We start from the raw sequence: 14,407 nt of genomic DNA on the forward strand, positions 1-14,407 counted from the left end.
GCGATGCTACTGACTGCGGTCCACGCCATGTACCCCCGTCCGTGCCGTCGGATCCGGACTCTCGACCCACAGATCCGACGACGATCGTTGCCACGCAAAACGATCCTCGCCGCACGGTGGTGTTCCAGGGAGGACGGCAGTGCGGCACTCGCTCCGGGACGATGCTGGACAGGATGCCCGTCTCCCATCGCCGACGCTCCTCGTGTCAGCATCGACTGGTGCGGCTGATCTCGATACACACGTACCCCGTCAAGGGTTGTCACCGGCTCGACCACGACGGCGCGTTCGTGCAGCCGTGGGGCCTGGCCGGCGACCGGCGCTGGATGGTGGTGGACGCCGACGGCGTCGGCGTCACCCAGCGGGACACGACCCGACTGGTCGGCCTGCGGGCCAGCGTGCGCCCGGGCGGCCTGGTGCTGCGCGCCGACGGGCGGCCCGACCTCGACGTGCCGGAGCCGACCGGCGGCGACCCGGTGCGGGTGCGGACCTTCCGCAGCCGGACCACCTCCGTCCCCGCGCTGCCCGCCGGCCCGGCGGCCGACGCCTGGCTCGGCGCCCTCCTCGACCGGCCCGTCCGGCTGGTCTGGCTGGCCCACCCGACGCGACACCTGGCCGCCGCCGACCGCGAGTACGACACCGGCGACCAGGTCAGCTTCGCCGACGCCTACCCACTGCTGCTGACCAGCACCAGCTCCCTCGACGCCCTCAACGGCTGGCTCGCCGACGCGGGGGAGGACCCGGTGCCGATGACCCGGTTCCGGCCCAACCTGGTCGTCGACGGCGCGCCGGCCTGGGCCGAGGACGGTTGGGCCGGCCGCTCGCTGCGCGTCGGCGACGTGCGGTTGCGCGCCGCCGGGCCGTGCGACCGCTGCGTGGTCACCACCACCGACCAGGAGACCGGGGTACGCGCCAAGGAGCCCCTGCGCACCCTCGGCCGCCACCGCAACATCCAGCAGAAGCTCCTGTTCGGACTGAACGTGGTGCCCGTCGACAGTGGACCGGTACGGATCGGCGACCCGATCGTCATCGAACCCTGACCGGCGAGCGGTGGACTCGTCACCGTCCGTCGATGCTCTCTTAGCTTTCGCTTAGCCACCTTGTTCCGCCACCCGCCGGTCCGGCAGCATCGCGACGTGACCGACGGAAGCGCTCCCGGCGGCGTCGAGGGTCCCGCCGTCGCCGTCAAGGACGTCGACATCGACCTCGACCTGGACCGTGCTCCGGCCGACCCGCCCGCGTCCTCGTCCGGCCCGGTGCCGTGGCTGGTCGCCACCGGCGTCACCGTGCTCGCGGCGGCGCTCGGACTCACCCTGGCCCTGCGGTCCGGCTCCACCCCGGCCTGCGCCGCCGGGCGGACGCTCGCCGCCGCGCCACCCACCGGCACCGCCACCCACAGCGGCAAGGCCACCTTCTACGACTCCCAGGGCGCCGGCGGCAACTGCTCGAACCCGGCCGCCCCGGCCAACCGGCTCTACGTCGCGCTCGGCCCCACCGAGTACGCCGCAGGCGCCGCCTGCGGCGGCTTCCTCGACGTCACCGGCCCGAAAGGCACCGTCCGCGTCCTGATCATGGACCAGTGCCCGGAGTGCGAGCCGGGACACCTCGACCTGTCCCGGGAGGCGTTCGCCCGGATCGCCGACCCGGTCCAAGGGCTCGTCCAGGTCACCTACCGCGCGGTGGTCAACCCGCCGCTGCCCGGCCCCCTGACCTTCCGCATCAAGGAGGGCGCGTCGCAGTTCTGGTTCGCCGTCCGGATCGGCAACCACGGCAATCCGCTGCGCTCCGTCGAGGTACGCCAGGGCACCAGCGGCCCGTGGCGGGCAACCGCCCGGCAGGACTACAACTACTGGCTGCTCGCCTCCGGGGCGGGCCCCGGCCCGTACAGCGTGCGGGTCAGCGACGTGTACGGACACCGGGTCACCGTGTCCGGCATCCGGATGGCACCGGGCCAGGTGCAGACGAGCGTGGTGCGGATGTACGAGCGGGGCGCCGTCGCCACGACCTCGCGCCCGCCCGCGACGGCCCGCCCGCCGGCCGCCCGACCCAACGGCACTCCGACACCGGCCCGCCGCTCCGACAAGGTGGCCGTGGCGAGCGCGCCGGCCACGCCCGCCGCCGACAAACCCGCCACCCGCCCGGCCGGCGCGACCGCCCGTTGGTGCGGCTGAGTCGCTCGCGGTAGCGGCCTGGCCTCCTGGCGGTCCGGCCGGGGCTCCTGGCGGCCCGGCCTGGTAGCTGGTGGTTCGTCAGGCGCTCGGTGTCAGGTCGAGCCACATGAGGATCTCGTCGCGGTCGTCGCCCGGCGCCACCCGCAGCGCGCCCGGCAGGCGGCCGATCTCCCGGTACCCGAGGCGGCGGTAGAACCCGTCCAGCCCCAACCCGTCGCGCACCGTCACATGCAGCGCCTCGTGGCCCAGCTCGCGGCCCAGCCGGGCGGCCTCGCGCATCAGCGCCGACCCGTACCCCGCGCCCTGGGTGTCCGGGTGGACCATCACCCGCTTCAGTACACACCAGTGCGCCTTGAGTCCGAACCGGTTGTCGCAGAAGATCAGCACCGCGACGGGCCGGTCACCCTCGTATCCGACCAGCAGCCGGTCCGGTCCGTCGGCGATGCCCGCGAACGTCGGGTCGGCGATCGTACGGACGTCAGTGGTGGTGACCGGCGGGACGAAACCGACCGCGCCACCGGCGTTGCTGACATCCAGCCAGAGGGCGACGATCTCGGCGCGCAGCCGCGGGGTCAGCTCGGGATCCAGGACGAAGCGCAGACTCACGCGCCCATCCTGCCTGGTGAGCATGGCAAAGTCGGACGACCGTGACGCGGTCGACAGCCGATCTGTTGTGGGGCCGACGGGATTCGAACCCGCACTGGTGCGGACCTAAACCGCATGCCTCCTGCCGTTGGGCTACGGCCCCCTAAAACTGAACTCCACCAGCTTCCACGGCCATTCTGGCCGACGAGGCAGCCGTCGACCTATCCGGAAACCCGTTGGAGTAACCGCCTCAGGATCGTAGACCACCTCGGGCGTGGCGGGTGCAGTCCGTCGTTGGCCAGCGTACGTGGAGGTCTGGCTGTGGCAGTTCGGGCACAGCAGCCGCAGGTTGCAGGGCCGGTTGTCGAGGAAATCTCCGTTGATGTGATCGACGTGCAACGTCAGTGGTCGTCCCTGCCATGTCGAGCCTGTCCCGCAGACCTCGCAGTCCTCGGGAAGACCGATAGTCACCAGGGCGCGCTTGAGGCGGAATCCAGGGATGCGCCGGGAGCCCTCGGGCAGCACGACCATCAGCTCGATGGGGGACAGCCGGCGCCACCGTACGCCCCGGTTGTGTGCCTGGCCGGTGAAGTGCGACGTGTCGATGCCGAACTTCTTGAGCTGGCGGCTGATGTGCGCGTGCGAGCCACCGCTGACGCGTACGCCGAGCAGCCGCATCACCTCGGTGATGCTGCGGGAGGCGGCGGCCGCCTCGGCGAGCAACTCCGGTGTGTATTTGTATCGGACCATTGACGGACGGTAGCGGCCGGGTGTGACGGTTTTCAGTCGAGCCCGAGGTCGCGGCGGAGCTTGGCGACGTGCCCGGTGGCCTTGACGTTGTAGAGCGCCCGTTCGATCTTGCCGTCGCCGTCGATGACGAACGTGGAGCGGATCACGCCGGTGACGGTCTTGCCGTACAGCTGCTTCTCGCCGTACGCGCCGTACGCGGTGAGCATCGACTTGTCCACGTCCGACACCAGCGGGAACGTGATGGCGTCGCGGTCGCGGAACTTCGCCAGCTTCTCCGGCTTGTCGGGGGAGATGCCGACGACCTCGTAGCCGGCCGCCTGGAGCGAGGCGAGCGAGTCGCGGAAGTCGCAGGCCTGCTTGGTGCAGCCGGGGGTCATCGCGGCCGGGTAGGCGTACAGGACCACCTTGCGGCCCCGCAGGTCGGCGAGGGAGAGCTGGTCGCCGGTGTCGGTGGGCAGGGTCCAGTCGGGGGCGGGGTCACCGGGGGCGAGACGATCGGGCGCGGTCATGGCCCCGACCCTACCGCCGGGCGTACCGGTGTCGGCGTCGGCGGCGCGCGTCGGCTCGTCTTCCTGGAAAGCGCGGTGTCCCCGGCTCCCGGACACCCCGACATCAGGGAAAGCGAGTCGATCAAGCCAACGGTAAAGGTGATCAAGGCCATGCGTTGTTGCCAGACTCTGGCAACAACAAGTCTTAGGAAATAGGCTGACCCCCGCCGGGTCCGGACGGGTCCGCTGACGCGTGGGAGGTCGCGTGGAAACACTGGCGATGCACATCTCGAACGGGATCATCGACGGTCCGGTGGCAGCGGTCTTCGCCGCGCTCGCGCTCGTCGCGCTCACCTACTGCGTCCTGCGCGGCCGGCGGGACCTGGACGACCGGCTCGCCCCGATGGCCGGCCTGGTGGCGGCGTTCATCTTCGCCGTCCAGATGCTCAACTTTCCGATCTTCACGGCGGGGGTGAGCGGTCACCTGCTCGGTGGCGCGCTCGCCGCGATGCTGGTCGGGCCGTGGGTCGGCGCGCTCTGCGTGGCCGTGGTCCTCGTCGTGCAGGCTCTGATCTTCGGTGACGGTGGGGTGGCGATGCTCGGCCTCAACATCACCAACATGGCGCTGCTCGGCACCGCCGCCGCGTACCTGTTGATCTCGCTGCTGCTGCGGGTGCTGCCCCGCACGCGGGCGGGCCTGGCGGTGACCGCGTTCGTCGCTGCCCTGGTCAGCGTGGTGGTCGCGTCCCAGGGCTTCGTCCTGCAGTACTGGCTGGGCGGCACCACCGACCTGGGCGGCAACCTGGCCGGTCTGGCCGGCACGATGGCCGGTGTCCACCTGCTGATCGGCATCGGCGAGGGCCTGATCACCGCGACCACCGTGCTCACCGTCGCGAAGGTCCGCCCCGACCTGGTGTACGCGCTGCGGTCCCTGCGTACCTCGACCACCACCCCCGCCGTCCCGGTCTCCGGAGGTGTCCGATGAAGAACCGTTCCTGGGCCTTCCTGGCCGGTGGCCTGCTGGTCGCCCTGCTGCTCGCCGGCGTGGTCAGCAACTACGCCTCGTCGCACCCGGACGGGTTGGACTCGTCCCTGCTCAAGGGGTGCACCGTCGACGCCGATGACACCATCGTCGGTGGCAGTTGCCCGGCGCAGCAGGCCAAGGACCACGAGTTGGGCGACAGCCCGCTGGCCGACTACGGCGTGCGGGGCGTGGAGAACAGCTTCCTCTCGACCGGCCTCTCCGGGGTGCTCGGCGTGCTGGTGACCTTCGCCATCGGCCTCGGCGGCTTCTGGCTGCTGCGCCGCCGGGACACCGGGTCGGACACGGGCGACGGCGGCACGTCCGCCGAGGGCACGGCGGTCGCCGCCGGGCGCGGCCGCACCGGCACGAGCGGCTGAGCAGGGGGTACGCGATGGGCGCCGGTCACGGGCACGTGCTGTACCGCGAGTCGGCCTCGCCGGTGCACCGGCTCCCGCCCGAGGTCAAGATCGTGGCGATGGTGGTCTTCACGGTTGCCGTGGTGGCCACCCCGCGCGAGGCGTTCTGGGCCTTCGGGGCGTACGCCCTGCTGGTGGCGGTGGTGGCGGCGCTGGCCCGGGTCGGGCCGCGCTGGCTGCTCAGCCGTGCGTTGATCGAGCTGCCGTTCGTGCTGTTCGCGGTCGCGCTGCCGTTCCTCGGCGCGGGCGAGCGGGTCGAGGTGCTGGGTCTGCGGCTGTCCGAGGACGGCCTGCACGGCGCGTGGAACATCCTGGCCAAGGGCACTCTCGGTGTCCTCGCGTCGCTGCTGCTGGCCGCGACGACGACCACCCGGGATCTGATCGTCGGGTTGGACCGGCTGCACTGCCCGCAGATTCTCACCCAGATCGCCACGTTCATGCTGCGCTACCTCGACGTGCTGGTGGGCGAGGCGCGGCGGATGCGGGTGGCGCGCATCTCCCGGGGTGACGACCCGCGCTTCCTGTGGCAGCTCCGTGGCTTCGCCGCCGGCATCGGCGCGCTGTTTCTGCGGGCCTTCGAGCGTGGTGAGCGGGTGTACCTGGCGATGCTGTCGCGGGGCTACACCGGGCGGATGCCCGCGGTGTGGCAGGGCGACGGCGCCGCGACCGCCGGTCAGTGGCTGGTCGCGGCGACCGTGCCGGTGGTGGCGGCCTCCATCGCCGCGACCGCCGTCGTGCTGACATGATCGGAGTCGTGCAGACCGCCCTCTCGCTGGACGTTCGTGGCCTCCGGTACGCGTACCCGGACGGGCATGTGGCCCTGCACGGCGTGGACCTGGCGGTGCCGCGCGGCGAGCGGGTGGCGCTGCTCGGCCCCAACGGGGCCGGCAAGACCACGCTGGTGCTGCACCTCAACGGCATCCTCACCCCGGCCGAGGGCAGCGTGAGCGTGGGTGGTCTGACGGTCACCCCGGACCGGGCGACGCTGGGCGAGGTGCGCCGCCGGGTGGGCATCGTCTTCCAGGACCCGGACGACCAGCTCTTCCTGCCCACGGTGGCGGAGGATGTCGCGTTCGGGCCGGCCAACCTGGGCCTGCGCGGCGCGGAGTTGGCGGACCGGGTCGACGAGGCGCTGGCCGCCGTGGGGATGAGCGAGCACCGGGACCGGGCCCCGCAGCACCTCTCCTTCGGGCAGCGCCGCCGGGTGGCGGTGGCGACGGTGCTGGCCATGCACCCGGAGATCCTGGTGCTGGACGAGCCCTCGTCGAACCTGGACCCGGCGGCCCGCCGTGAGCTGGCCGAGATCCTGCGGGGCCTGCCGGTGACCCTGCTGATGGTCACCCACGACCTGCCGTACGCGGCGGAGCTGTGCGAGCGTTCGGTGATCCTGGACGGCGGCCGGATCGTCGCCGACGCTCCCACCCGTACGCTGCTCGGCGACGCCCCCCTGCTGGCGAAGCATCGCCTGGAGCTTCCGCACGGCTTCACCGCGCATCCCTAGGCGCGTACCTGGAACCTGTCCCGGTCGATGACCCGGTTGTCGAGGAAGAACGACTGCAGGTCGGAGCCGCCGAGGCTGTTCTCGGCTGCGGGGATCATGCACGCGCTGTAGCCGCGGTTGGTGGTGCTGCGGTGTTCCTCCAGCCAGGGCACCTGGCAGTTGAGCCGTCCCAGCCGTTTGGTGTCGAAGCGGAAGGTGAACCCGGCGGGGTTGGCGGCGGCGCCCTGGGTGGTGACGGCGAAGGGGTACTCGTCGCAGGTGTAGCCGGTCGGGCGGGGGTAGCTCGCGCCCTCGGGGCAGGCGACACGGCGGTTGGCGTCCCTCAGTGCGCTGTCGGTCGTGCGGGTGAGCAGCGACGGCAGGTCGGTGGTGTGGATGGCGTTCCGGACATGCGCGGCGTACATCGGGTAGCGACTCTCGGGGACGTCGAGGGTCGGGACGAAGTCCTGGTTGGCGCAGCCCGCAGCGCCACCCGGCAGGGCGTCGTCGCAGCGGTGACCCGGGTAGTTGGTCCAGAGGGTGAGGGTCACCTTGTTGGCCGTCGCCGGGTTGACGATCCAGAACCCCCAGTCCGAGCTGGCGCCCCAGACCTGGCCGGGCAGGCTGGTCGAGGTGAAGGTCGCCGTACCGGACAGACTGCTGAACGGGCTGCCGGTCGGCGGGGTGCCACCCACGAGGGAGCAGTTGAACATGCAGTCGGGGACGGACCAGAGCGTCGGCGTGCCGAGCACTCCCCAGGCGTAGGTCGGGGTGTAGTCGAAGGACTGCGTCCACCGCAGTTCTCTGGCTTGCAGCGTGACCATGCTGGAGTAGTTGAAGTAGATCTCGCCCACCACGGTGCCGCCCTGGGTGAGGATCACCTGGTAGACGCCACTGGACGCCTTGCACATCACGAAGCGGGACAGGTTGGCCCACGCGCCGTTGCCACATCCGGCCGGCGCTGCGGCGGACGCGGCCTTCGTCCGGGCGGAGGCGGGCGGGCTCACCCCGAGCCGGAGGCAGCCCAGGGTCCCGTCCGGTGCTCCCGAGGCGGTGCATCCCGCGGGCGCCTCCACCTTCGCGGGTGCCGCGTCCACCGGGCTGACCGGCAGGGCCGTGCCCGCGGCCAGGAGCAGTCCGACGCCCAGGCGGGCGAGCCATCTCGACGGCGATGTTTTCATCGATACCTCCAGAAGAATCGATTGCCGCGGGCAGTCTGGCCCGGGCGGTCTTCCGGAGGTCCGGTAATCCGTACATCGCCGTACACCGGCGAACGCCTGTGGGACGTCAGGGAGCCGGCACGGTGGAGCGGGCGGCGGCCCGGGAGGCCGCGTGCAGCCGCAGGACGCCGGCGGCCGTCGCGCCGACGCCGGTGATCAGGACCACCGCCACCATGATCCGGGCGAGGTGGGGCGACCAGGGCACCGGGGCGACGGACCGGGCGAACACGGCGGCGTTCGCCACCCCGGCGAAGAGCGCCAGGCACGCCCCGGCGAGGGCCACCGCGAAGTCGGCTGCCGGGCGGCGGGTCAGCGCGTACCAGCCGGCGGCGACCGCGCCGAGACCGGTGAGCAGCGACCAGATCTGCCCGGACAGCAGCCCGGCCAGCACCCCGCCGACGCCCTGGGCGCCCGCGTCGATCTCCCGTCCCACCGGGTAGGCGACCGCGACCGCGCCGCCGACGACGAGCAGTGCGCCGAGCGCGGCCAGTGCCCGGGCGCCGGCGGGCGCGGCGGCGGCGAGCAGGCCGAGCGCGCCCACCGCGAGGAGTCCGACGATGCTCACCGCCCACCAGGTGTACGCGTCCGGCGGCGGCACCCAGTCCAGGGTGCCGCCGATCGTCAGCGGGCCGGTGCCGTCGCGCAGCGGCACCGTCCAGTCCCGGACCCGATGCTCCTGCTCCGGCGCGGCGCGGACCTGGGCCGGTGGCGTCGACTCCGGCCACCGCGCGCGCTGGTCGTGCCAGCGTGCGGTCACGCCGTCGGCGATGCGCCGCCAGGTCGGTGGCGCGGCCGGGTCGGCCTCGGCCGGGAGCGCCGTGTCACCGGCGAGGGTCCGGTTCAGGTACGTGGCGGGGGAGCGGGTGTTCTCGAAGACGCCGTCGGGGCCGATCCGCAGGTACGGCTCGCCGGAGTAGCCGATCACCTCGACCGCCCGGCCGGTGTCGTTCGTCAGTTCCAGGCGGGCGCCCGCCTCGATGACCCGTACCGCGAGGCCGGGCCGGGCGGGCGTGACGCCGGTGACGCGGGCGCGGTAGTCGGTGCCGTCCGGGGCGTCCGCGCCGTGCGCGGCGGCGGGCGCCGCGGTGAGCAGCGTCGCCGCGCACGCGGCGGCGGCGACGAGGCCGGCGCGCGCCAGGGCGGTACGGATCACTTGCCGGCCGCCGCCACGGCTGCGGTGAGGCCCTGCGGGGTGCGGTCGGCGAGCGGCTGACCGTTGACCAGGATGGTGGGTGTGCCGGTGACGTCGCTGCGGCTGGCCTCTTCGGTGACGTGCTCGGTCCACGTCTTGTACGTGCCGTCCTTCACGCAGGTGCCGAACGAGCCCCGGTCCAGTCCCACGCCGACGCCGATGTCGATCAGTTCGTCGTCGCTGAGCCCGGCGCTGCCCTCGGGCGGCTGCTTGGCGAAGAGCGCCTTGGCGTACTCGCGGAACTTGCCGCCGGCCGCCGCGCAGCCGGACGCGGCCGACGAGCGGGTGGAGTACTCGGTGCTGGAGAAGCGGTTGAGGTACGCGACGGGGTGGTACACGACCTTCGCCTTGTTCTCGGACGCCAACTGCTCCAGCGTCGGGCCGCTGCTCTGCTCGAACTGGTTGCAGACCGGGCAGAGGAAGTCCTCGTAGACGTCGACGGTGACCGACCCGCCGCCGGTGACGATGCCGGTGCCCGGCCCGTTGGCGCCGGGCGGGGTGGTGAAGGTGTCCGAGCGCTGGCTGGACCAGACACCCCAGCCGATCAGGCCGGCGATGACCAGGACGGCGACGGCGGCGGCGGACACCCAGATCGTGCGGCGGCGGCGCCGTTCGCGGGCCAGTTGCTCGCGGACCACCCGGGCCGCGTCCCGCTGACCCTTGCGACTACTCATCCTCGTCCTCCACGGCGGGTTCGGCGGACAGCCACCCGTCCACTGATACGGGCGTACGCGGCCAGATCAGCAGGAATCCGGCCAGAATCAAGAATCCCAGGTCCCGCAGGATCTCCGGGAGGTAACTCGGTGCCTGCCCCTCGGCGAGCTGACCGCCGCTGCCGAAGCAGCCGCAGTCGATGGCCAGGCCACGCGTCCAGGCCGAGGAGATGCCGGCGATGAAGACCAGCAGCAGGGCGGTCGAGATGGCTGCGCTGAGCCGGGTGGCCAGCCCGAGCAGCAGGAGCAGGCCCAGGGCCAGCTCGACGAAGGGCAGCGCCGCGCCGAGCACGGTGGCGGCGTCGTACGGCAGCACCTGGTACGCGTTCACGGCCCGACCCGAGGCGGCCAGGTCGCCGACCTTCGACGCCCCGGCGACCAGCCAGACGGCGGCGAGGCCGAGGCGGGCCGCCGTGCCGAGCCAGGGCCGGACGGCCGCCCACCGGCCGACCCGCGTGGGGGGTGCAGTCACGCTCATTTGTCGTCCCGTCTCCGCCAGAAGTTCCGGGCTCAGCCGGTGCGGGCGTCGTCGACGGCCTCGACCAGCTCGTCGCGGGCCCGGGCGACCCGGGACCGGATGGTGCCCACCGGCACTCCCTCGACGGCGGCGGCCTCGGCGTACGAGAGACCGAGCAGTTGGGTGAGCACGAACGCCGCCCGTCGCTCGGGGCTCAGCCGGCGCACGAGGTCGTTGGCGCCGAGCTGCCCGGCCGGGTCGGGGTGCGGACGGTCGGTGTGCGCGTTCGCGGCCAGCCGCTCGTCGAGGCGACGGCGGCGGATCACCGTGCGGAGGTGGTCGGCGCAGGCCCGCCGGGCGATGCCGAGCAGCCAGGTACGGGCGCTGGACCGGCCCTCGAACGCGGGCAGCGCCTTGAACGCCCGCAGGTACGTCTCCTGGGCGAGGTCGTCGGCGCTCCCCGGGCCGACCAGGGCGGCGACGAAGCGCCAGACCTCGGCCTGGGTCAACCGCACGAACACGGCCTGGGCGGTGGGGTCGCCGTCGCGCGCGCTCAGCGCCGACCGGGTCGCCGGGTCCGGGGTGGCGTCACCGGACGGACCAGCGGGACCGCTGGGGCCGGCGGGGCCGGTGTCACGCGGGACGGGGATCACGACACACCAGGTTACGCGGCGCCGGGTGTGACGTCAGGGTCCTTCGGCCCTTGGATGGTCTGCGACACGTCGGGAACTTTTCCCCGTCCTCGGTCGACTACCTGCTCATGACACGCGACCTGGCCCGCGCGGCGCTGGCGGCTGAGCGGAATTGAGCCGCCCGACCGACTCGGCTCGCCGAGATCCAGTGGGGTCGGCGACCATGGCAGGCATGACTGTCGCCCCCCGCCGCTGGGCCGCCCGGTTGGCTGCCGCCGCCGGCCTCCTGGTCACCGTCGTCGCCCTGTTGATCGCGCCGGCCACTCCGGCCAGCGCACACGCGGTGCTGTCCAGCAGCAGCCCGGCCGCCTCCTCGGTGGTGCCGAACAACCCGTCCGAGGTGGTGCTCACCTTCAGCGAGTCGGTGCGCAAGGTCCCCGACAAGGTCCGGGTGATCGCTCCCGACGGTTCCCGGGCCGACCGGGGGGAGCCGTCGTTCGAGGGTGCCGTGGTGACCATTCCGGTGGACCCCGCCGCAGGCCGTGGCACCTACCTGGTGAGCTTCCGGGTGATCTCCGCCGACAGCCACCCGGTCTCCGGCGCGTTCACCTACTCGGTGGGCGCGCCCTCGACGCCGCCGGTTGACTCCGGCAACGACAGCCGGGCCAACCCGGTGGTGGGCACGGCCGTGAAGGTGGCCAAGTTCCTCGGGTACGCCGGTCTGGTGCTGCTGGTCGGGCCGGTCCTGGTGCTCGCCGCGCTGTGGCCGCAGCGGCTCTCCCGGCGGGGGCCGAGCCGCCTGGCCTGGGCCGGTCTCGGCCTGACGGCGCTGGCCACCCTCGCCGACCTGTGGTTGCAGGTGCCCTACACCGCCGGCGGTGGCCTCTTCGACGTGACCGGCGCGGGGTTCGGCAGCGTCTTCGGCAGCACCTTCGGCGCCGCCCACCTGGTCCGGCTCGGTCTGCTGGCCGCAGCGGCGTTCCTGCTGCGGCCGTTGCTGGACCGGCCGGCCGGCCGCACCGACGCGATCATCCTGGCGGTGCTCGGCGGGGCCGCCCTGCTGACCTGGCCGCTGGCCGGGCACCCGGCTGCCTCCCCGGCGCCGGCCGTGTCCGTGGTGGTCGACGCGGTCCACCTGGGCAGCATGGCGGTCTGGCTGGGCGGCCTGCTGATGCTCGCGGTCTTCCTGCTGCGCCAGGCGGACGAGCGGGAGTTGAGCGCGATCCTGCCGATCTGGTCGCGCTGGGCGGCGCTCGCCGTCTCGGCGCTGCTGCTGGCCGGCACCGTGCAGGCGTTGATCGAGGTGGCGACCCCGGATGCCCTGTTCAGCACCACGTACGGGCGGCTGCTGCTCGCCAAGATCGGGCTGTTCGCGATCGTGATCGCCGTGGCCGCGTACTCTCGGCACCTGGTCCGTCGGCGGGTGGCCGCGCAGCGACCGGTGCCGGTGCGCCGGGCGGTCCTGGTGGAGTTGGCCGTCACCGCCGTGGTGCTGGCCGTGTCCGCGACCCTGGTGCAGACCACGCCCGCCCGGACGGCGGCGGCCGAGTCGTCCGGCGTCGAGGCCGGATACTTCTCCACCACCCTGAACAGCTCGCTCTTCACCATGCAGGTCGAGCTGAGCCCGGCCGAGCGGGGCAACAACTCGGTGCACCTGTACGCGTACAGCAAGGACAACCTGCCGCTGCCGGTGAAGGAGTGGCGGGCGACCGCCGCGCTGCCGTCGGCCGGCATCGAGCCCATCGACGTGCCGCTGCTGCCGCTGACCGACAACCACGCGTACGGCGACATCAGCCTGCCGGCCGCCGGCGAGTGGCAGTTGAAGATCACCGCTCGCACGACCGACATCGACCAGGCCACGGTGACCGCCACCGTGCCCATCCGTTAGAGAGGCCCACGACACCCATGACCCGACTCCGGCGTACCGCATCCGCCGCTGCCGCCCTGGCGATCACCGCCGTCGCCACCGCCGTGCTCGGCTTCGCCGGGCCGGCCTCCGCCCACGTCACGGTGAACCCGAAGGAGGCGACCCAGGGCGGCTACGCCCGGGTGGCGTTCCGGGTGCCCAACGAGAGCGACACCGCCTCGACCACCAAGCTCGAGGTGGTGCTGCCGGAGAACGCCCCGGTCGGTTCGGTGTCCACCATCCCGGTGCCGGGCTGGACCGTGGCCACCGAGAAGCGCAAGGTGGACCCGCCGATCGAGGTGCACGGCAGCCAGCTCACCGAGGCGGTCTCGAAGATCACCTGGACGGCCACGGGTGACGCGGCGGTCAAGCCGGGGCAGTTCCAGGAGTTCGGCGTCTCGATGGGGCCGCTGCCGAAGGTCGAGTCGATGGTCTTCAAGACCCTCCAGACGTACTCCGACGGCAACGTCTCGCGCTGGATCGACGAGCCGCAGCCGGGCGGCGAGGAGCCGGAGAAGCCGGCTCCGGTGCTCACCCTGACCGCCGCCGCGCCGTCGGCGTCGTCCGCCCCGTCCGCCGCGGCCGTCGCCGGGAAGGACGACGATGACGACGACGAGGGCAACGGCGCCGCGATCGGCCTCGGCGTCGCGGGTCTCGTCGCCGGCCTGGCCGGCCTGGTGCTGGGCGGGTTGGCGTTCGCCCGGACCCGTCAGACCCCGGTCGCCAAGTCCTGATCCGGTCGTTCCTCCGCTGGCCCGCCGGAACATCCGGCGGGCCAGCGTGCTTCCTGCGGCCGAAGGCGGCCGTGCCGTGGATATCCCCTGATCAGCGCGCCTACGTCGGTAAGGTCGGCCGGGTATCTGGCTACGGAGGGGGACGGTGCGAATGCGGTTCGTGCGGGTGATCACCGGAATGCTGCTGCTGGCCATCGGGATTCCGGCCCTGCTCGCCGGCGGTGGGCTGTGGCTGGTCGCCCGGCACGCCGATCCCGGTGGGACCTTCGCCGCCCGGTTCGAGACCCTGGAGCTGCACGCCGAACTGCGCGCGAGCTGGGTCGGCCCGGCCACCTGGGGCCTGCTGGCGGCGGGGGTCCTGCTGGTGGCGTGCGCGGTGCTGCTCCTGCTGCGTCCACCGCGTCCGCGTGAGGTGGTCTTCGTGGTCGAACCGGATCAGGTGCCGGTCCTGGCCGGCCGGCTCGGGGTCACCTCGCTCAGCGGTCTGGGCGTCCGCGACCCCCGCCCGGGCGGGTCGGTGCCGACCGCGCGGCAACTCGCCCCGGTCGGCTCCGGCGCGTCCGAGTGGTCCCGGTCGGCGATCGGCGCGGCGCCGGCCCGGCCGACGCCGGAGGACTGACGCGGCAAGCGGCCCTCCGCGCT

The 14,407-nt window shown here is 72.9% G+C and carries 17 protein-coding genes and 1 tRNA gene; 9 read left to right on the top strand and 9 right to left on the bottom strand.

What is annotated here, in order from left to right:
- Positions 1–218: 218 nt before the first annotated feature.
- Entirely contained in the window at positions 219–1,037 is an 819-nt protein-coding gene (locus ACN263_RS04605) for an MOSC domain-containing protein (RefSeq protein ID WP_422738586.1), read from the top strand.
- Between the two features lie 96 nt (positions 1,038–1,133).
- Positions 1,134–2,168 carry an expansin EXLX1 family cellulose-binding protein gene (locus ACN263_RS04610; RefSeq protein ID WP_422738587.1) on the top strand — a complete coding sequence of 345 codons (1,035 nt, stop codon included), beginning with the start codon at positions 1,134–1,136 and terminating at the stop codon, positions 2,166–2,168.
- Between the two features lie 78 nt (positions 2,169–2,246).
- Here ACN263_RS04610 and ACN263_RS04615 read toward each other — a convergent pair whose 3' ends face one another.
- The 4 genes from ACN263_RS04615 to bcp all read right to left on the bottom strand — a co-directional run bounded on the left by ACN263_RS04615 (position 2,247) and on the right by bcp (position 4,012).
- Positions 2,247–2,774 carry a GNAT family N-acetyltransferase gene (locus ACN263_RS04615; RefSeq protein ID WP_422738588.1) on the bottom strand — a complete coding sequence of 176 codons (528 nt, stop codon included), beginning with the start codon at positions 2,772–2,774 and terminating at the stop codon, positions 2,247–2,249.
- Between the two features lie 68 nt (positions 2,775–2,842).
- A tRNA-Leu gene (locus ACN263_RS04620) sits at positions 2,843–2,916 on the bottom strand.
- On the bottom strand, positions 2,907–3,503 hold the full coding sequence (locus tag ACN263_RS04625; RefSeq protein ID WP_422738589.1) for an HNH endonuclease signature motif containing protein: 597 nt from the start codon (positions 3,501–3,503) through the stop codon (positions 2,907–2,909). The genes ACN263_RS04620 and ACN263_RS04625 overlap by 10 nt, the downstream gene beginning before the upstream one ends.
- 32 nt (positions 3,504–3,535) lie before the next feature.
- On the bottom strand, positions 3,536–4,012 hold the full coding sequence (gene bcp, locus ACN263_RS04630) for a thioredoxin-dependent thiol peroxidase (RefSeq protein WP_422738590.1): 477 nt from the start codon (positions 4,010–4,012) through the stop codon (positions 3,536–3,538).
- 244 nt (positions 4,013–4,256) lie between these two features.
- Between bcp and ACN263_RS04635 the strand changes: the two genes are divergently transcribed.
- The 4 genes from ACN263_RS04635 to ACN263_RS04650 are packed head-to-tail and all read left to right on the top strand — an operon-like array spanning position 4,257 to position 6,932.
- The gene (locus ACN263_RS04635) at positions 4,257–4,976 is read left to right on the top strand and encodes an energy-coupling factor ABC transporter permease (RefSeq protein ID WP_422738591.1); all 720 of its coding nucleotides are present in this window, start codon (positions 4,257–4,259) and stop codon (positions 4,974–4,976) included.
- Entirely contained in the window at positions 4,973–5,392 is a 420-nt protein-coding gene (locus ACN263_RS04640) for a PDGLE domain-containing protein (protein WP_422738592.1), read from the top strand. Before ACN263_RS04635 ends, ACN263_RS04640 begins: the two co-directional genes overlap by 4 nt.
- Before the next feature lie 14 nt (positions 5,393–5,406).
- Positions 5,407–6,177: a cobalt ECF transporter T component CbiQ gene (gene cbiQ, locus ACN263_RS04645; RefSeq protein WP_422738593.1), complete on the top strand. Its 771-nt coding sequence runs from the start codon at positions 5,407–5,409 to the stop codon at positions 6,175–6,177.
- Positions 6,174–6,932, top strand: coding sequence for an energy-coupling factor ABC transporter ATP-binding protein (locus ACN263_RS04650; protein WP_422738594.1), 759 nt, complete (start codon positions 6,174–6,176; stop codon positions 6,930–6,932). Before cbiQ ends, ACN263_RS04650 begins: the two co-directional genes overlap by 4 nt.
- On the opposite strand, the gene ACN263_RS04655 is transcribed toward ACN263_RS04650, so the two are convergent.
- The 5 genes from ACN263_RS04655 to ACN263_RS04675 form a co-directional block, all read right to left on the bottom strand.
- The gene (locus ACN263_RS04655) at positions 6,929–8,092 is read right to left on the bottom strand and encodes a NucA/NucB deoxyribonuclease domain-containing protein (protein ID WP_422738595.1); all 1,164 of its coding nucleotides are present in this window, start codon (positions 8,090–8,092) and stop codon (positions 6,929–6,931) included. The two genes, ACN263_RS04650 and ACN263_RS04655, sit on opposite strands and share 4 nt — an antisense overlap.
- A gap of 106 nt (positions 8,093–8,198) precedes the next feature.
- Complete coding sequence (locus tag ACN263_RS04660) at positions 8,199–9,284, bottom strand: hypothetical protein (protein ID WP_422738597.1); 1,086 nt, start codon at positions 9,282–9,284, stop codon at positions 8,199–8,201.
- Positions 9,281–9,997: a DsbA family protein gene (locus ACN263_RS04665; RefSeq protein ID WP_422738598.1), complete on the bottom strand. Its 717-nt coding sequence runs from the start codon at positions 9,995–9,997 to the stop codon at positions 9,281–9,283. Before ACN263_RS04665 ends, ACN263_RS04660 begins: the two co-directional genes overlap by 4 nt.
- Positions 9,990–10,514, bottom strand: a complete 525-nt coding sequence (locus ACN263_RS04670) for a MauE/DoxX family redox-associated membrane protein (RefSeq protein WP_422738599.1) — start codon at positions 10,512–10,514, stop codon at positions 9,990–9,992. Before ACN263_RS04670 ends, ACN263_RS04665 begins: the two co-directional genes overlap by 8 nt.
- A gap of 32 nt (positions 10,515–10,546) precedes the next feature.
- Positions 10,547–11,146, bottom strand: a complete 600-nt coding sequence (locus ACN263_RS04675) for a sigma-70 family RNA polymerase sigma factor (protein WP_422738600.1) — start codon at positions 11,144–11,146, stop codon at positions 10,547–10,549.
- A gap of 202 nt (positions 11,147–11,348) precedes the next feature.
- Here ACN263_RS04675 and ACN263_RS04680 point away from each other — a divergent pair, with 202 nt between their 5' ends.
- The 3 genes from ACN263_RS04680 to ACN263_RS04690 all read left to right on the top strand — a co-directional run bounded on the left by ACN263_RS04680 (position 11,349) and on the right by ACN263_RS04690 (position 14,384).
- Positions 11,349–13,013 carry a copper resistance CopC/CopD family protein gene (locus ACN263_RS04680; protein ID WP_422738601.1) on the top strand — a complete coding sequence of 555 codons (1,665 nt, stop codon included), beginning with the start codon at positions 11,349–11,351 and terminating at the stop codon, positions 13,011–13,013.
- Positions 13,014–13,030: 17 nt separating this feature from the next.
- Positions 13,031–13,765, top strand: coding sequence for a YcnI family protein (locus ACN263_RS04685; protein WP_422738603.1), 735 nt, complete (start codon positions 13,031–13,033; stop codon positions 13,763–13,765).
- Between the two features lie 145 nt (positions 13,766–13,910).
- Entirely contained in the window at positions 13,911–14,384 is a 474-nt protein-coding gene (locus ACN263_RS04690) for a hypothetical protein (RefSeq protein ID WP_422738604.1), read from the top strand.
- The last annotated feature ends 23 nt before the right edge of the window (positions 14,385–14,407 follow it).

The organism is Micromonospora sp. WMMD729 (genome assembly GCF_049315225.1).
Lineage (GTDB): Bacteria > Actinomycetota > Actinomycetes > Mycobacteriales > Micromonosporaceae > Micromonospora.